This window comes from Burkholderia sp. Bp9031 (assembly GCF_003857965.1).
GTDB lineage: Bacteria > Pseudomonadota > Gammaproteobacteria > Burkholderiales > Burkholderiaceae > Burkholderia > Burkholderia ambifaria_A.
Genome location: NZ_QTPW01000003.1, coordinates 288,648 through 306,644 on the forward strand (window position 1 = coordinate 288,648; position 17,997 = coordinate 306,644).

Genomic DNA, 17,997 nt, shown 5'->3' on the forward strand with positions numbered 1-17,997 from the left:
TTGATGCGATCAGCGAGATCGAGGAGAGGAGGCGAGCGGAGGGTAGTGGCGTCGGAGACACCCGGAGCAATAGGTGATGTGGCGGTGGAGGCGACGAACGTGTTTTTCGCTGAATATGCAAGGAGACGGCACATGCGCGACCGGGAGGTCGTCGGCTCATGCGTCGTGGCGGTGACCGATGACGGGCGTCGAGTCAGTACCGGCTGCATCGGCGCCGGTGCGCGCAGGGTCTTCGCGTACCGGGCCGTGCGGTGAAGTGCTCATGTGCGGGCAAACCGGATCGAGGCGGAACGAGAAATGAGACTTGAACGACGTTCGCGTGCGCGATGTCGTTCGGCAGAAGGGAGCATCGCAGTTACGCACTCGGAATGTGCCGACGTCGGCTCGGATGCGTAGAGATGACGCGGGCACGGCGGAGAGGGGCACCGGCCCGCGTCGTGACCGCCCGGTTCCGGCCGGGCGGTCAGGGCCTGTCACCAAAGCGGCGCCAGGCTCCGAACCGTCAGACGGCCAGGCAGAGGTACTTGATCACGACGTAATCGTCGATGCCGTAGTGCGAGCCTTCGCGGCCGAGGCCCGACTGCTTGACGCCACCGAACGGCGCGACTTCGTTCGAGATCAGGCCCGTGTTCACGCCGACCATCCCGTATTCGAGCGCTTCGGCCACCTTCCACACGCGGCCGATGTCGCGGCTGTAAAAGTATGCGGCGAGACCGAACTCGGTGTCGTTCGCGAGACGGATCACTTCGTCGTCGCTGCCGAACTTGAACAGCGGCGCGAGCGGCCCAAACGTCTCTTCCTTCGCGACCTTCATCGCCGGCGTGACGCCCGTCAGCACGGTCGGCTCGAAGAAGCCGTGGCCGAGCGCATGGCGCTTGCCGCCCGTCACGACGGTCGCACCCTTCGCGAGCGCGTCCTCGATGTGCGCCTCGACTTTCAGCACGGCCGCTTCGTTGATCAGCGGACCCTGCGTCACGCCCGGCTCCGTGCCGCGGCCGACCTTCAGCTGGCCGACGGCTGCCGCGAGCTTCTGCGCGAACTGGTCGTACACGGCTTCGTGCACGTAGAAGCGGTTCGTGCACACGCACGTCTGGCCGCTGTTGCGGTACTTCGACGCGATCGCGCCCTGCACGGCCGCATCGAGATCGGCATCGTCGAACACGATGAACGGTGCGTTGCCGCCGAGTTCCAGCGACACCTTCTTGACCGTCGCCGCGCATTGCGACATCAGCAAGCGGCCGATCGGCGTCGAGCCGGTAAACGACAGCTTGCGCACGATCGGGTTTGACGTCAGTTCGCCGCCGATCGCCTTCGGGTCGCCCGTGACGACGCTGAACACGCCGGCCGGCACGCCCGCGCGCTCGGCCAGCACGGCCATCGCGAGTGCCGAGAACGGCGTCGCTTCGGCCGGCTTCACGACGATCGGGCAGCCTGCGGCGAGCGCCGGGCCGACCTTGCGCGTGATCATCGCCGCCGGGAAGTTCCACGGCGTGATCGCCGCACACACGCCGATCGCTTCCTTCGTCACGACGATGCGCTTGTCGCTCGCCGGCGTCGGGATCGTGTCGCCGTACACGCGCTTGCCTTCCTCGGCGAACCACTCGAGGAACGACGCCGCGTAGCCGATCTCGCCCTTTGCTTCGGCCAGCGACTTGCCCTGCTCGGTCGTGAGGATCAGCGCGAGGTCGTCGGCGTTTTCCATCATCAGGTCGTGCCACTTGCGCAGGATGACCGCGCGTTCCTTCGCGGTCTTCTTGCGCCATGCCGGCCATGCGGCGTTCGCGGCTTCGATCGCATGACGCGTCTCGGCCGTGCCCATCGCCGGCACGGTGCCGAGCAGGCCGCCGGTTGCCGGGTTGCGGACGTCGAACGACTCGCCGTTCGCCGCGCCTTGCCATTCGCCGTTGACGTACGCCTGCTGGCGGAACAGCGACGGATCTTTCAGTGCCAGGGTTTCCTGAACAGTGCTCATGTGAATCACCTGCTTTGAAAAGGACGGATGAAACGGCCGCCGCCGTCATGAAGACGGCGGCGGCGCATTCAGTGGAAGGTGACGGGAACTCAGGCCGGCACGCCGACCGTTTCCTTCAGCACTTCCTCGAGGATCACGAGCGCTTCGTCGAATACGGCTTGCGGGATCGTCAGCGGGAACAGGAAGCGCACGACGTTCGAGTACACGCCGCACACGAGCAGCAGCAGCCCGCGCTCGAGCGCACGCGCCTGCACGCGCTTCGTGAAGTCAGCATCCGGTTCGCCCGAACCCGGCTTCAGGAATTCGACCGCGATCATCGCCCCCGGGCCGCGCACGTCGGCGATCTGCGGCACGTCGGCCTGCAGCGAGTTCAGCTTCGCCTTCAGCACGTCGCCGAGTTGCGTCGCGCGCTCGCACAGCTTCTCTTCGTCGATGATCTCGAGCACCGCGTGTGCCGACGCGACGGCCAGCGGGTTGCCCGCGTAGGTGCCGCCGAGGCCGCCGGGGGCTGCTGCGTCCATCACGTCCGCGCGGCCGACGACGCCCGACAGCGGCATGCCGCCTGCCAGGCTCTTCGCCATCGTGATCAGGTCGGCCAGCACGTCGTAGTGCTGCATCGCGAACAGCTTGCCGGTACGCGCGAAGCCCGTCTGCACTTCGTCGGCGATCAGCAGGATGCCGTGCTCGTTACAGATCTTGCGCAGCGCGCGCACGAATTCCGCCGGCGCCGGGTTGAAGCCGCCTTCGCCCTGGACCGGTTCGAAGATGATCGCAGCGACGCGCTTCGGATCGATGTCGGCCTTGAACAGCATCTCGATCGCCTTGATCGAGTCGGCCGTCGTCACGCCGTGCAGCGCGTTCGGGTACGGCGCATGGAACACGTCGCCCGGGAACGGGCCGAAGTTCAGCTTGTACGGGGCGACCTTGCCGGTCAGCGCCATGCCCATCATCGTGCGGCCGTGGAAGCCGCCCGAGAACGCGATGACGCCCGGACGGCCGGTCGCGGCACGCGCGATCTTGATCGCGTTTTCGACGGCTTCGGCGCCGGTCGTGAAGAACGCGGTCTTCTTCGGGAAGTCGCCCGGCGCGCGCGCGTTGATCTTTTCCGCCAGCTCGACGTACGACGCGTACGGGACGATCTGGTAAGCGGTGTGCGTGAAGCTGTTCAGTTGGTCCGCGATCGCCTTGACGATCTTCGGGTGACGGTGGCCCGTGTTCAGCACCGCGATGCCGGCGGCGAAATCGATGAAGCGGCGGCCTTCGACATCCCACAGCTCCGCGTTCTCGGCGCGGGCTGCGTAGAAATCGCACATCACGCCGACGCCGCGCGGGGTGGCGGCGTTCTTGCGGGCCTGCAGGTCGGCATTCTTCACGGTCATCTCCTTGATGTTCTGTCCGGTGGGATAAAAATCGGCCGCATTGGCAGCCCATGGAGGCGACTATAATCACATTTGGCTCTGGCAATCAGAGCCATTTCAATAAATATTCAGGAGCCAATCATGCGCGCAAGCGTGTTGTCGGACTGGCTGGCGCAGCGCCTCGTGCGCGGCGGCGAACAGCCGATCTACCGGCAGCTGCACCGGCTGCTGCAGCAGGCGATCCTGTCGCGCGAACTGCCGGCCGGCACGCGCGTACCGTCGTCGCGGCTGCTCGCGGCCGAGCTCGGGATCGCCCGCAACACGGTCACGCAGGTTTACGAACAGCTTGCGCTAGAGGGCTATGTGAACTCGGCGACGGGGCGCGGCACGTTCGTCGCCGACAGCGCACCGGACGAGATCGTCGGCGCGCCGACCGACCCGGCGGCCGGCCCGGCGGTCGTGCCGTCGCCCGCGCGGCGGCTGTCCGCGCGCGGCACGCGGCTCGTCGAAGGCGCGGGCGTGTCGAAGCGTCAGGGCGGCGCGTTCATGCCCGGCGTGCCCGATGTGTCGCGCTTTCCGGCGCGCGTGTGGACGCGGCTGCACAACAAGTACTGGCGGCGCCTGCGCCCGGACCTGCTGACCTACGCGCCGGGCGGCGGGCTCGCGCTGTTGCGCGAGGCGCTGGCCGACTACCTGCGCACGTCGCGCTCGGTGCGCTGCACGCCCGAGCAGATCGTGATCACGACCGGGATCCACCAGTCGATCGACCTTGCGGTGCGGCTCCTGACCGATCCGGGCGACGCGATCTGGACCGAGGATCCGTGCTACTGGGGCGTGCGCAGCGTGCTGAACGTGTCGGGGCTGACCACGCGGCCGATTCCGGTCGACGACGAAGGGATCGCGCCGTCGGCCGCCGATCTCGCCGAGCCGCCGAAGCTGATGCTCGTCACACCGTCGCACCAGTATCCGCTCGGGATGGTGATGAGCCTCGCGCGGCGCCGGATGCTGCTCGAATATGCGCGCCAGCACGGCTGCTGGATCATCGAGGACGACTACGACAGCGAATTCCGCTACGGCAGCCGGCCGCTCGCGTCGCTGCAGGGGCTCGACACGGCCGGGCAGGTGATCTACGTCGGCAGCTTCGGCAAGACGCTGTTTCCGGGGCTGCGGGTCGGGTATCTGGTCGCGCCGGAACCGCTCGCGGAGAGTTTCGCGACCGCGAGCGCCGAGCTGTATCGCGAAGGGCAGTTGCTGCAGCAGGCCGTGCTCGCCGAATTCATCGCGGAAGGGCACTTCGTGTCGCATATCCGCAAGATGCGCACGCTGTACGGGCAGCGCCGCGAGGTCCTGCTCGATGCGGTTGCGCGCCGCTATGGTGACACGCTGCAGGCGCTCGGCAGCGATGCGGGGCTGCATCTCGTCACGCGGCTGCCGGACGGTGTCGACGATCGCGCGGTCGCGCAGGCCGCGCTCGAACGCAACATCGTCGTGCGCCCGCTGTCCGGCTATTACGCGGAGCGCGAACGCGCGGCATCGGGCTTGCTGCTCGGCTATGCGTGCGTGCCGGAGGACGAGATCGCGACGGCGTTCGCGACGCTCGCGGAAGCGATCGACGAGCGCGCGTTCGACAAGGTCGTGGCGACGGTTTGACGGGAAGGGGGCGACGGCGTGACCGCGATGCGATGCGCGCGGTCGACAGGGGAAAGGATGATCGGCTCCCTCCGCGATGCGGAGCCAGGCATTCGCGTGCGTTACAGCCGGATCAACGCCGCACCCGCGACCACCAGCGCGCACGCGACGAGCCGCTGCGCGCCGGGCCGCTCGCGCATCACGAACCAGCCGATCGCGACCGCGAAGATCGAGCTCGTCTCGCGCAGCGCCGACACGGTCGCGACCGGCAGGTGCCGGTACGCGAGGATCACGATCCCGTATGCGGCGAGCGAGATCGTGCCGGCGATCGCACCCTGCGTGAGCGCCGCGCGCGATCCGAGCACCGCGCGCGGGCCGCCGCGCACCGCGCAGACGAGCACGAGCTGTGGCGCGCTCCACAGCAGGTACACCCACGCGATGTAGCCGAGCGCGCTGCCGGACACGCGCGAGCCGATCCCGTCGCAGATCGAATACGCGGCAATGAACACGCCGGTGAGCAGCGCATACGGCACGCCTTCCGCGGAGAACCGGAAGCCGCGCCGCAGCGCGAGCGACATGATCCCGAACGACACCAGCGCGATGCCCGCGAAGCCGAACGGCGTCGGCTGCTCGTGCAGCATCGCCAGCGCGAGCACCGATACGAGCAGCGGCGATATCCCGCGCGCGATCGGATAGATCTGTCCGAACTCGCCGCTGCGGTATGCGCGCGCGAGCGTGAAGCAGTATGCGACCTCGAGCACGGCCGACGCGGCGATGTACGGCCACGCGGCGGGCACCGGCGCGGGCAGCAGCGCGGCGCCCGCCGCGCCGAACGCGAGATACGGCAGCGACATCGTGCCGAGCTGGACGAGCCGGTCCTCGCTGACATGCAGGAACGCGTTCCAGATCGCGTGCAGCAGGGCGGAGCACAGCACGAGGCCGATGAAGAGATGGTCCATCAATGAAGGTGCGGGCGAAGGCGGGAGCGGGCAAGCGCCGTCAATTATGTGGGTATCGGGCAGATTCGCGCGGAATTGTCGATAATGGAACGTTGTTATTCACCGGATGCCGACGATGACCGAAGCCACCCCCACCCCGCCCGCCGTTCCGCGCCTCACGAGCCTGTCGCACGGGGGCGGCTGCGGCTGCAAGATCGCGCCGGGCGTGCTGTCCGAGCTGCTGAAGCGGGCGACGCCGCCGGCGCTGTTCCCGGATCTGCTGGTCGGCACCGAGACCTCCGATGACGCGGCCGTCTATCGGCTCAACGATGAGCAGGCGATCGTCGCGACGACGGACTTCTTCATGCCGATCGTCGACGATCCGTTCGACTTCGGCCGCATCGCGGCAACCAATGCGCTGTCGGACGTCTACGCGATGGGCGGCAAGCCGATTCTCGCGCTCGCGCTGGTCGGGATGCCGATCAACGTGTTGCCGCACGAGACGATCGCGGCCGTGCTGCGCGGCGGCGAATCGGTGTGCGCGGATGCGGGCATTCCGGTTGCGGGCGGCCATTCGATCGATTCGGTCGAGCCGATCTACGGGCTCGCGGCGATCGGCGTCGTGCATCCGTCGCGCGTGAAGCGCAACGCAGCCGCGCGTGCGGGCGACGTGCTGGTGCTCGGCAAGCCGCTCGGCGTGGGCGTGCTGTCGGCCGCGCTGAAGAAGAACCAGCTCGACGATGCGGGCTACGCGCAGATGATCGCGACGACCACCAAGCTGAACCGGCCGGGCGCCGAGCTTGCCGCGCTGCCGGGCGTGCATGCGCTGACCGACGTCACGGGCTTCGGGCTGCTTGGCCATACGCTCGAGCTCGCACGCGGCGCGAACCTCACCGCACGCGTGCATTACGCATCGCTGCCGTGGCTCGCGGGCGTCGAGGCGTTCGTCGCCGACGGCGTGTTTACCGGCGCATCGGGGCGCAACTGGGCCGCGTACGGCACCGACGTGCGGCTCGCCGATAACCTGCCACCTGTCGCGCAGGCGCTGCTGACCGATCCGCAGACGTCCGGCGGCCTGCTGGTCGCGTGCGCGCCGGAAGCGGTCGACGAAGTCCTCGCGTGCTTCCGCGCCGACGGTTTCGACCGCGCGGCCGTGATCGGCGAGATGGTGGACGGGCCTTCGCGCGTCGACGTCGCCTGACGCGGCTTTCTCACGCCGGATCGCTGTCGGTGGCCAAAGTCGATGCCTTTCCCCGAAGGCATCGACGACCGATGAACGATTGCCTGTTCGTGCCGCTGATCGCGAACCAGGCGATGCGCGTCGTGTCCATATCGAGTCATTCACGTCGACGGTGCGTGTGCCGACATCGGCGTGTATGTCGGTCGATCCAATAGTATTCCTGATGTTATTGCGCGACGCGCATGTCGATGCCGTCGTGCATTCATGCGTGCCACAGGCACACTCGAACACCGCTCCGGCCGTTTCGTAGTCGGGTTCCGCATCCAGTACGTGCGTTCTATACTCCCTCGCGCAGTCTCCGAGAGCCGTTCTCACCCAACATCACCGAAACAAGGAACGCCGATGCTGACTCGCTCCATTCTTTCCGCAGCCGCATTCTCGCTTGCCGCCTGTGCGACCGCGCCGTCGATCGCGCAGGACAACCAGGGCAGCAATGCGGGCAATGCGGCATTTGCCGAGACCGGTGCACCGGGCCGCCCGGTCAAGGTCATGATCGTCACGATGTTCGGTCCGGAAGGCCAGGCGTGGCTCGACCGGCTCGGCCCGTGGCGCGACATCACCGTGCCCGGCCTGTCGCCCGACTATCCGGCCGTTCACTGCAACAAGCAGGACGTGTGCGTGGTGACGACCGGCATGGGCTACGCGAACGCGTCGGCGACGATCATGGCACTCACGTTCTCGCAGCGCTTCGACCTGCGCCGCACGTACTTCCTCGTGTCCGGCATCGCGGGCGTCGACCCCGCGCAAGGCACGGTCGGTTCCGCCGCATGGTCGAAATACCTGGTCGACTTCAGCCTGCAGTGGGAGCTCGATGCGCGCGAGATTCCGGCCGGCTGGAACACCGGCTATCTCGGCATCAATACGAAGAGCCCGAACGACAAGCCGCCGCTCGACTATCGCACCGAAGTGTTCCAGCTCAATCCGCAACTGACCGATGCCGCATATGCGCTGTCGCGCAACGTCGTGCTTGCCGACAGTGCGCAGGCCCAGGCCGCACGCGCGAAGTTCACGTATGCGCCGGCGAACCGGCCGCCGACGGTGATCCAGTGCGACACGTCGTCGGGCAATACATGGTTCTCGGGTACGCTGATCGGCGAGCGTGCGCGCCAGTGGACCAAGATCCTGACTGACGGCAAGGGCACCTACTGCATGACCGCGCAGGAAGACAACGCGACGTATGAAGCGCTCAAGCGCGCGGCGAGCGTGAAGCGGGTCGACCTGTCGCGCGTCGCGGTGCTGCGCACGGGTTCCGATTTCGATCGGCCGTATGCGGGGCAGACGAGTGCCGACAACCTGCTGAACTACGCGGATCAGGGTGGCTTCGCCCCGGCAACCGAAAACCTCTATCGCGCAGGCAACCCGCTGGTGCAGGACATCGTGACGCACTGGGGGGAATGGCGCGACGGGGTGCCGCGCCGGTAACGGTGTGGCGACGCGCCGAAGTTATTCCGTCATCCACGCATAGCGGGGCTCCGGGCGCGTCGATATTGCCCGGAGCGATCGGATTGAGGCTTGTGGGAACCGTGCTGAGGATCACCGCCCGGGTTGGGCCAGCTTGAGTTCGATGCGCGTGTATTCGGGGCCCAATAACTGCATGGTCGCCGTTTCGCCGTGCTCGTCCGTCATACCGATGTATTGCGTTGCACTGGTGCTGACCCGGTAGCAGGTGTGCATCAACGGCTTCCGGTCTCGATCACGAAAAAGCAATGTCTGATTGCGTGTGCGTGCAGTCCAGCGTTCCATCGTCACAAAACGTGCCGGTGCGGGCTCTCGGATGTCGCCGCACGAAAAGTGGATCGAGTCGGGCTCAGGCCCGGGCGTTGCTGGTGTCAGTGCATGACTCGCGACACCCGGTGTACCTGCCGAGCTGCAGAGATATTGACAGCCTGCTGGCGGGCATTTCGGGACGAACTGGATCCAAAGCTGCTTTTTGTCGTCGGAATCGAGCCTGCCGTTCCTGCCCGATACGATTCGCTCGTCGACATAAATGTCATCGGGCGACATACCGAGTTGCACGAGAAAGGATTTCATCTGCGCACCGCGTTGTCGCGCGAGCTCCTTGGGCCGGTTTTCCCAATCGTAGGCGGCCGCGTCGATCGAGGCCGTCGCCCCTTCGCGAGTCCATTCTCGGGCGGTCAGGTAGTGCCTGGCGACGGCGAGCCTGTCGCTATTGGCGATCTCGGCCGAATTCAGTGGCAGTTCCATGCTGTCGGTCAACAAGACCTTGCACGCATCGGCCTGGATCGGAAGTGACAGGAAGGCGCCGAGTATGACGGCGAGGGCATGTTTCATCGGTCGCTCCAGTTCACCGCGCCAGAATGAACCACGCGATGTTGTCTGCGTTGCCGATCGCCATGCCCGGATAGCGTTTGGCGAACTGGGCGCAGGCCCGGCGACCGTATGCCGCCGGGTGATCCCCGGCGTCGAAGGTGTCCGCAAAATGGGCGCATTCATGAACAATCGTTAGTTGCTGCGAGGAGAGGTTTCCAGCCGATCGCTCTGGTAGCGAGCAGAACGGGAGACTGATGGCGATCGTATGAGTTGCCGTGTCGGGGCGACAGACATGCGCAACCTCGATGTCGACATTTTCCATGTTCGGCAGACATTCTGTTGCTCGGTCGGCATCGGAACCGACGCGGACGAAGTTCCTTGGGCCGAGGCGAGCCATTACTCTGGCAAGGGCGTCGAGCCCCGTCGTGAGTTTGCGTCGTGTATCCATGTTTGCCGAGCCGAACCACTCGATGACTCGAGCTTCGGTGGCTGGATTCCATCGCATCAGTTCCCGGCGCCGTTGCAGTGTGATCTCGACGGCTTCGTCCCGCAATTCAAGCAACCGTTTCCTGAACGCAGAATCCGTCATGTTCGGGCAGATTGGCGGTTCGTCGAGCGATACATCGAGCTGTGGCGACGCATTCATAGGCACGCTCCATAGGGACATCCTTTGGAGTGCCGATGCTAAGTGCCCGAAGCGGCCCGATGATGCGCCCAATTGCGGTGGACGGAACGAACAAATATTGGGAAGTGTGAAGGAGAGGTGGGAAAGGCCGCGGTTTTTCGTGGCGCACACGTGTTCTTGCGCCTGCTCAACCGGCGTGAACGATCGAGATTGAAACAGCTTGGGCACGGTGGCCAATGGAACATCGGGAATGATGGCGAGCGCAACGCGGCTGAGTTATTGGCCGGTGTCAATCGATGTGACCGTCCCTGATGGGACTCGTCCACTGGATTTACTTCGGAGAACGTTGCCAATTGTGCCGCTACGCCCATTGCTGCAACTAACGCACGATATGCCGTACTGGCCGGCGGCATCGCCCCTGGTACAGGGCATCGTCACGTACTGGAGCGAATGGCGCGACGGGGTGCCGCGCCGTTGATGGCCGGACGATCCCGTCGACGGGTCAACGCACGGGTCAGTGCGATTGCGGCATGGAACGGAACGGCGTCCAGACGGGCGTCGTGTCGTCCCAATGATCGAGCGGCGAAGGAAGTTGATCGTTCATCACAGGCTCCTGCAACTAACTGACTAATAGAGTGTTCGACAGCGGTATCGCGACGCCGCGCACCGGATCATCCGATGCGCGGCGTTGCACGTTTACCGGCCTCCGCCTGCGAGCTGGTTGCTCTCCGGCATCGAGCGATACGGGCCTTGCGCGAGTTCGAGCCCTTGCGGATACGAATTTGCCTTGCGCAGCCAGGCCAGCGTGCCGTCGCGACGGGCCTGCTCGACTTCCGCGCGGACTTCGGCGCGGGTGCGCGGGCCGTTGCTGTGCTGCGTGTACCACGACGTGTTGCCGTATTCGCCCGCGTGCGGAGCGTTCGTATCGGCGAAGGCCGGTGCGGACACGGCGAGTGCGAGGGCGACGGCGGAGAGAAGATGGCGGCGGTTCATGACGTAACTCCTGTGTTGGTCGGAGTCGGCGCATGAGCGCGTGCTCCGGTCCCGTCAAACGGGGGCTGTTCGATGCGCAACGAGGTGCGCGACAGGGTTTACTCTAGGTGTCTGTTCCGTCGCGATAAATGCGGCTGACGCGAATTGAATAGTCGCGATCGAGGAACAATCGCCCTCCGTAACGTCGGCAGGGGTATTCGAGATTCGCGCAAAGCCGCCTGCGGCGGGGCTCGCGGCGATGCGGGGCGACGCGCGACGATGCGCACGGACGATTGCCGCGCGTGGTGAAAAGGTGTGATGCGGATTCAGGAAAGACGCTGTGCGTGCAGGCGCAGGCGGTGTGCCGGCGCGGCACGAAGGCGGGACGGCGCGCGGGCCGGACAGCCCGCGCGCCGCGGTTCAGACGCGGTTCAGAGGATCAAGCGACCCACTCGTTGATGACCGGCGTGTCGAGGGCCGGTGCGCGCTCGGCTTCCTCGAACGTGCGCTTGCTGCACGTCGCGTCGAGGCTGCCCTTGCCGCTCAGCAGCGGGCAGCGGTCGAACACTTCGGCGATCCAGTCGACGAATACGCGCACCTTCGGCGACAGGTGCCGGCTGTGCGGATACACGACCGAGATCGGCATCGGCAGCGGCTTCAGGCCGGGCAGTACTTCCTTGAGCCTGCCGTCGCGCAGGTGCGGCAGCACCATGAACAGCGGCGGCTGGATCAGCCCGAAGCCTTCGAGCCCGCACGTCACGTACGCATCGGCGTCGTTGACCGACACGATCGCGTTCATCTTGACCTCGACTTCCTTGCCGTCGGTCAGGAACGTCCAGTCGATCGTGCGGCCCGTCCGGCTCGAGAAGTAGTTGACGGCCTTGTGCTCGCTCAGGTCCTCGATCGTGTGCGGTTCGCCGTACTTCTCCAGATACGCGGGTGCCGCTACCGACACGCACTCGAACAGGCCGACGCGGCGCGCGACGAGCGACGAATCCTGCAGCGCGCCGACGCGGATCACGCAGTCGACGCCTTCCTGCAGCAGGTCGACAGGCCGGTCGGACAGGCCGAGCTGCAGGTCGATGTCCGGATAGCGCGTGTGGAACTCGCACAGCGACGGAATCACGAGCAGCCGCCCGATCGAGCCCGGCATGTCGATACGCAACTTTCCGTGCGGCTTCCGGTTGTTGTTCTGGAAGCTTGCTTCGGTTTCCTCGACATCGGCGAGGATCCGCACGCACCGTTCATAGTACGCGGCGCCGTCGGGCGTGAGCGACAGCCGGCGCGTGGTCCGGTGCATCAGGCGCACGCCGAGGAATGCTTCGAGATTCTGGATGATCGTCGTGACGGACGCCCGCGGCAGGCTGAGCGTTTCCGCTGCCTTGGTGAAGCTGCTTGTATCGACGACGCGAGTAAACACCTGCATGGCCTGAAGCCGGTCCATCACAACCTCCGCAATCTAATGAGCCGCCGGAACAAAGAGGCTGCGTCGCTTTGTAGGCGACGCAGCCTGCGATTGTTCGGGGGCGTTGAATTGTGTTGCCGGATTATAGGCATTTATCCCAATGTCTGCCGGACCCAGAATTCGTTCCATCTCGAAATGGATGCTGCATCGTCATGGACGCTTCTGAATTCAGCAAATTCCTGAAAGCCGCATTGCCCGCCGAAGCCAGAGCAGGCGCGGCACTGACGGTCGCGGAGGTGGAAATCCCCGGCTACGCGCAGGACATCGTGCTGCGCCTCTATCGGCGCGCGGACAAGACCGGATTGCCTGTAGTGCTTTATTTCCACGGTGGCGGCTTCGTGCGGGGTACGCTCGACGACGCCGACTTCGCCGCGCGTTTTTTAGCAGAACGCTTACCAGCTCTCGTAGTGTCGGTCGATTATTCGCTCGCGCCGGCCTTTCCTTTTCCGGCGGCGCCGGAGGATGCGTATCGCGCGGCCGTATGGGCCGCGACGCGCGCCCGCGCGTTCGGTGGCAATCCGAAGAAGATCGGTGTCGCGGGGCACGATGCGGGCGGCCAGCTCGCGAACTGCCTCGCGTTCATCGCGCGCGATCGCGGCGAAGTGTCGATTGCCGCGCAGGCGCTGTTCGGGCCGATGCTCGACCCGAGCATGACGCGCATCGGCGACGCCGACCGCCTGTCCTCCGACATCACCGCGCGCGAATGCGCGGCCTGTTATCGCGCGTATCTGCCGCAGGCGGCGCAACGCATGCATCCGTATGCGGCGCCGCTCGAATCGGTGCGCCTCGCGGGCCTGCCGCCGACGCTCGTCGTCACCGCGCAGAACGACGTGCTGCACGTCGAAGCGGAGAAATATGCGGGCTGCCTGATCTCGTCGGGCGTGCTCACGCAGGTGATCCGCTACCCGGACGTCACGCACGCGGCGCTCGCGACGCACGAGGCCGCGCTCGAGGAAGCCGTGCGCTTCCTCCAGTGCCGCTTCCAGGCGCGCCAGCCGAACCGTTCCGAATAACCAGACCAATCCACGCTTACTGGAGATCCACATGGCCATCCTACGCACCTCCCGTTCCCGAATCGCGACCGCGGCGATCGTCACGCTCGCCGTCGTCGGTCTCGGCACGTTCGGCGCGATGCGCGTGAACGCGAACGCACCCGAAAAGGCGGCGGCGCCGCTGCCCGAAGTCGACGTCGCGACCGTCGTGCCGCAGACCGTCACCGACTGGCAAGGCTATTCGGGCCGCCTCGAGGCGGTCGAGAAAGTCGACGTGCGCCCGCAGGTGTCCGGCACGATCGTCGCGGTGAACTTCAAGGACGGCGCGCTCGTGAAGAAAGGCGACGTGCTGTTCGTGATCGATCCGCGTCCGTATCAGGCCGAAGCCGACCGCGCGGCCGCGCAGCTTGCCGCCGCGCAGGCACGCAACGGCTACGCGCAGAGCGACTGGCAGCGCGCGCAGCGGCTGATCGGCGACAACGCGATCGCGAAGCGCGACTACGACGAGAAGCAGAACGCCGCGCGCGAGGCGAATGCGAACCTGAAGGCAGCCGATGCCGCGCTGGAAACGGCGCGCATCAACCTCGGCTATACGCGGATCACCGCGCCGGTATCGGGCCGCGTGTCGCGTGCGGAAATCACGTTGGGCAACGTCGTGTCGGCCGGCGCATCGGCCGCACCGCTGACGACACTGGTGTCGGTGTCGCCGATCTACGCGTCGTTCGACGCGGACGAGCAGACCTACCTGCAATACATCAACGGCGCACGCAACGGCCGCAAGGTGCCGGTCGAGCTCGGCCTTGCGAACGAATCCGGCTACTCGCGCAGCGGCGAGATCGATTCGGTCGACAACCGGCTCGACACGTCGTCCGGCACGATCCGCGTGCGTGCGCGTTTCGACAACGCGGACGGCACGCTCGTCCCGGGCCTCTACGCACGCGTGAAGGTGGGCGGCAGCGCACCGCACCAGGCACTGCTCGTCGACGACGCGGCGATCAACACCGACCAGGACAAGAAGTTCGTGTTCGTGGTCGACCAGCAGGGCCGCGTGTCGTATCGCGAAGTGCAGCAGGGCATGCAGCACGGCAACCGGCGCGTGATCGTGAGCGGGCTTTCCGCCGGCGATCGCGTGATCGTGAACGGCACGCAGCGCGTGCGCCCCGGTGAACAGGTGAAGCCGCACATGGTCCCGATGACGGGCGGCGATACACCGTCCGCGCCGCTCGCGAGCACCGCGAAGCCGGCCGCACCGGCGAAGGCGGATTCGTAAGCGGCCAGCCGCTTCGCATCCGCGTTCAACCAGACAGAGCAACCCATGAACATTTCCAAATTCTTTATCGACCGGCCGATCTTCGCAGGAGTCCTATCGGTGATCATCCTGCTCGGCGGGGTGATCGCGATGTTCCTGCTGCCGATCTCCGAGTATCCGGAAGTCGTGCCGCCTTCCGTGATCGTGAAGGCGCAGTACCCGGGCGCGAACCCGAAAGTGATCGCCGAGACGGTCGCGTCGCCGCTCGAGGAGCAGATCAACGGCGTCGAGGACATGCTCTACATGCAGTCGCAAGCGAACAGCGACGGCAACATGACGATCACCGTCACGTTCAAGCTCGGCACCGATCCGGACAAGGCCACGCAGCTCGTGCAGAACCGCGTGAACCAGGCGCTGCCGCGCCTGCCGGAAGACGTGCAGCGGCTCGGCATCACGACGGTGAAGAGCTCGCCGACGCTGACGATGGTGGTCCACCTGATCTCGCCGGACAACCGCTACGACATGACCTATCTGCGCAACTACGCGCTGATCAACGTGAAGGATCGCCTGTCGCGGATCCAGGGCGTCGGCCAGGTGCAGCTGTGGGGTTCGGGCGACTACGCGATGCGCGTGTGGCTCGATCCGCAGAAGGTCGCGCAGCGCGGGCTATCGGCCGAGGACGTCGTGCAGGCGATCCGCGAGCAGAACGTGCAGGTCGCGGCCGGCGTGATCGGTGCATCGCCGTCGCTGCCCGGCACGCCGCTGCAGCTGTCGGTGAACGCGCGCGGCCGTCTGCAGACGGAAGACGAGTTCGGCGACATCGTCGTGAAGACGACGCCGGACGGCGGCGTCACGCACCTGCGCGACATCGCGCGGATCCAGCTCGACGCGTCCGAATACGGGCTGCGCTCGCTGCTCGACAACAAGCCGGCCGTCGCGATGGCGATCAACCAGTCGCCGGGCGCGAACTCGCTGCAGATCTCCGACGAAGTGCGCAAGACGATGGCCGAGCTGAAGCAGGACATGCCGGCGGGCGTCGACTACAAGATCGTCTATGACCCGACGCAGTTCGTGCGTTCGTCGATCAAGGCTGTGGCGCACACGTTGCTCGAAGCGATCGCGCTGGTCGTGATCGTCGTGATCGTGTTCCTGCAGACCTGGCGCGCATCGCTGATTCCGCTGATCGCGGTGCCGGTGTCGATCATCGGCACGTTCTCGCTGCTGCTCGGCTTCGGCTATTCGATCAACGCGTTGTCGCTGTTCGGGATGGTGCTCGCGATCGGTATCGTGGTCGACGATGCGATCGTGGTGGTCGAGAACGTCGAGCGCAACATCGAAAGCGGGATGAACGCGCGGCAGGCGACCTACAAGGCGATGCAGGAGGTGAGCGGGCCGATCATCGCGATCGCGCTGACGCTCGTCGCCGTGTTCGTGCCGCTCGCGTTCATGTCGGGCCTGACCGGCCAGTTCTACAAGCAGTTCGCGATGACCATCGCGATCTCGACGGTGATCTCGGCGTTCAACTCGCTCACGCTGTCGCCGGCGCTGGCCGCGATCCTGCTGAAGGGGCATGGCGACAAGGAAGACTGGCTCACGCGCGTGATGAACCGCGTGCTCGGCGGCTTCTTCAAGCGCTTCAACAAGGTGTTCCATCGCGGCGCGGAGAACTACGGCCGCGGCGTGCGCGGCGTGCTGTCGCGCAAGACGCTGATGCTCGGCGTGTACCTCGTGCTGGTGGGCGCGACCGTGCTCGTGTCGAAGGTCGTGCCGGGCGGCTTCGTGCCCGCGCAGGACAAGGAATACCTGATCGCGTTCGCGCAGTTGCCGAACGGCGCGTCGCTCGACCGCACCGAGAAGGTGATTCGCGACATGGGCTCGATCGCGCTGAAGCAGCCGGGCGTGGAGAGCGCGGTGGCGTTCCCGGGGCTGTCGGTGAACGGCTTCACCAACAGCTCGAGCGCGGGCATCGTGTTCGTCACGCTGAAGCCGTTCTCGGAACGGCACGGCAAGGCGCTGTCGGCCGGTGCGATCGCCGGTGCGCTGAACCAGAAATACGGTGCGATCAAGGACTCGTTCGTCGCGGTGTTCCCGCCGCCGCCGGTGCTCGGCCTCGGCACGCTCGGCGGGTTCAAGATGCAGATCGAGGATCGCGGCGCGGTCGGCTACGCGAAGCTGTCGGATGCGACCAACGACTTCATCAAGCGTGCGCAGCAGGCGCCGGAACTCGGTCCGCTGTTCACGAGCTACCAGATCAACGTGCCGCAGCTGAACGTCGATCTCGACCGCGTGAAGGCGAAGCAGCTCGGCGTGCCGGTCACCGACGTGTTCAACACGATGCAGGTGTATCTCGGTTCGCTGTACGTGAACGACTTCAATCGCTTCGGACGCGTGTACCAGGTGCGCGTGCAGGCCGATGCGCCGTTCCGTCAGCGCGCGGACGACATCCTGCAGCTGAAGACGCGCAACGACAAGGGCGAAATGGTGCCGCTGTCGTCGCTCGTCACCGTGACGCCGACGTTCGGTCCGGAAATGGTCGTGCGCTACAACGGCTACACGGCGGCCGACATCAACGGCGGCCCGGCGCCGGGCTTCTCGTCGGGGCAGGCGCAGGCCGCGATCGAACGCATCGCGCATGAAACGCTGCCGCGTGGCGTGCGGTTCGAATGGACCGACCTCACGTACCAGCAGATCCTCGCGGGCGATTCGGCGATGTGGGTGTTCCCGATCAGCGTGCTGCTCGTGTTCCTCGTGCTCGCCGCGCTGTACGAAAGCCTGACGCTGCCGCTGGCGGTGATCCTGATCGTGCCGATGAGCATTCTGTCGGCGCTCACGGGCGTGTGGCTTACGCAGGGCGACAACAACATCTTCACGCAGATCGGCTTGATGGTGCTGGTGGGGCTGTCGGCGAAGAACGCGATCCTGATCGTCGAATTCGCACGTGAACTGGAGCATGACGGCAGGACGCCGCTCGAGGCCGCGATCGAGGCGAGCCGCCTGCGGTTGCGCCCGATCCTGATGACGTCGATCGCATTCATCATGGGCGTCGTGCCGCTCGTCACGTCGACGGGCGCGGGCTCCGAGATGCGGCATGCGATGGGTATCGCGGTGTTCTTCGGGATGCTCGGCGTGACGCTGTTCGGGCTGATGCTGACGCCGGTGTTCTATGTCGTGCTGCGCACGCTGGCGGGCGGCAAGATCCACGTCGCCGGCAAGGACTCGGCCGGCTATGGCGTGTCGCCTTCGGGTGCGCCGGCTACGGGCGTGCCGGCTTCGGATGCTTGAGGAA

The 17,997-nt window shown here is 66.0% G+C and carries 13 protein-coding genes; 6 read left to right on the forward strand and 7 right to left on the reverse strand.

Annotated elements, in window-relative coordinates; all coding sequences use genetic code 11:
- Positions 1-502: 502 nt before the first annotated feature.
- Entirely contained in the window at positions 503-1,972 is a 1,470-nt protein-coding gene (gene gabD, locus DIE15_RS06430) for an NADP-dependent succinate-semialdehyde dehydrogenase (RefSeq protein ID WP_057925668.1), read from the reverse strand.
- An 89-nt stretch (positions 1,973-2,061) separates the two neighbouring features.
- Positions 2,062-3,345: a 4-aminobutyrate--2-oxoglutarate transaminase gene (locus DIE15_RS06435; RefSeq protein WP_124832691.1), complete on the reverse strand. Its 1,284-nt coding sequence runs from the start codon at positions 3,343-3,345 to the stop codon at positions 2,062-2,064.
- A 126-nt stretch (positions 3,346-3,471) separates the two neighbouring features.
- On the opposite strand from DIE15_RS06435, the gene DIE15_RS06440 reads away from it, so the two are divergent.
- Positions 3,472-4,980, forward strand: coding sequence for a PLP-dependent aminotransferase family protein (locus tag DIE15_RS06440; RefSeq protein WP_057925670.1), 1,509 nt, complete (start codon positions 3,472-3,474; stop codon positions 4,978-4,980).
- A 101-nt stretch (positions 4,981-5,081) separates the two neighbouring features.
- Here DIE15_RS06440 and DIE15_RS06445 read toward each other — a convergent pair whose 3' ends face one another.
- On the reverse strand, positions 5,082-5,918 hold the full coding sequence (locus DIE15_RS06445) for a DMT family transporter (protein WP_124832692.1): 837 nt from the start codon (positions 5,916-5,918) through the stop codon (positions 5,082-5,084).
- Between the two features lie 115 nt (positions 5,919-6,033).
- Between DIE15_RS06445 and selD the strand changes: the two genes are divergently transcribed.
- A complete protein-coding gene (gene selD, locus DIE15_RS06450) occupies positions 6,034-7,098 on the forward strand; it encodes a selenide, water dikinase SelD (RefSeq protein ID WP_124832693.1) in 1,065 nt (354 codons plus the stop codon).
- A 381-nt stretch (positions 7,099-7,479) separates the two neighbouring features.
- Positions 7,480-8,559: a purine nucleoside permease gene (locus DIE15_RS06455; protein ID WP_124832694.1), complete on the forward strand. Its 1,080-nt coding sequence runs from the start codon at positions 7,480-7,482 to the stop codon at positions 8,557-8,559.
- Positions 8,560-8,670: 111 nt separating this feature from the next.
- Here the strand turns inward: DIE15_RS06455 and DIE15_RS06460 are convergent, their stop codons facing one another.
- The 4 genes from DIE15_RS06460 to ceoR all read right to left on the reverse strand — a co-directional run bounded on the left by DIE15_RS06460 (position 8,671) and on the right by ceoR (position 12,449).
- Positions 8,671-9,429 carry a hypothetical protein gene (locus DIE15_RS06460; RefSeq protein ID WP_124832695.1) on the reverse strand — a complete coding sequence of 253 codons (759 nt, stop codon included), beginning with the start codon at positions 9,427-9,429 and terminating at the stop codon, positions 8,671-8,673.
- 13 nt (positions 9,430-9,442) lie between these two features.
- On the reverse strand, positions 9,443-10,054 hold the full coding sequence (locus tag DIE15_RS06465) for a M35 family metallo-endopeptidase (RefSeq protein ID WP_244104918.1): 612 nt from the start codon (positions 10,052-10,054) through the stop codon (positions 9,443-9,445).
- 675 nt (positions 10,055-10,729) lie between these two features.
- Entirely contained in the window at positions 10,730-11,026 is a 297-nt protein-coding gene (locus DIE15_RS06470; protein ID WP_057925674.1) for a DUF4148 domain-containing protein, read from the reverse strand.
- A 418-nt stretch (positions 11,027-11,444) separates the two neighbouring features.
- Positions 11,445-12,449 carry a putative multidrug efflux transcriptional regulator CeoR gene (gene ceoR, locus DIE15_RS06475; RefSeq protein WP_057925675.1) on the reverse strand — a complete coding sequence of 335 codons (1,005 nt, stop codon included), beginning with the start codon at positions 12,447-12,449 and terminating at the stop codon, positions 11,445-11,447.
- Positions 12,450-12,622: 173 nt separating this feature from the next.
- Here ceoR and DIE15_RS06480 point away from each other — a divergent pair, with 173 nt between their 5' ends.
- The 3 genes from DIE15_RS06480 to ceoB are packed head-to-tail and all read left to right on the forward strand — an operon-like array spanning position 12,623 to position 17,993.
- Positions 12,623-13,483, forward strand: a complete 861-nt coding sequence (locus tag DIE15_RS06480) for an alpha/beta hydrolase (protein WP_057925676.1) — start codon at positions 12,623-12,625, stop codon at positions 13,481-13,483.
- A gap of 31 nt (positions 13,484-13,514) precedes the next feature.
- Entirely contained in the window at positions 13,515-14,732 is a 1,218-nt protein-coding gene (gene ceoA, locus DIE15_RS06485) for a multidrug efflux RND transporter periplasmic adaptor subunit CeoA (protein WP_124832696.1), read from the forward strand.
- A gap of 45 nt (positions 14,733-14,777) precedes the next feature.
- A complete protein-coding gene (gene ceoB / locus DIE15_RS06490; protein ID WP_124832697.1) occupies positions 14,778-17,993 on the forward strand; it encodes a multidrug efflux RND transporter permease subunit CeoB in 3,216 nt (1,071 codons plus the stop codon).
- The last annotated feature ends 4 nt before the right edge of the window (positions 17,994-17,997 follow it).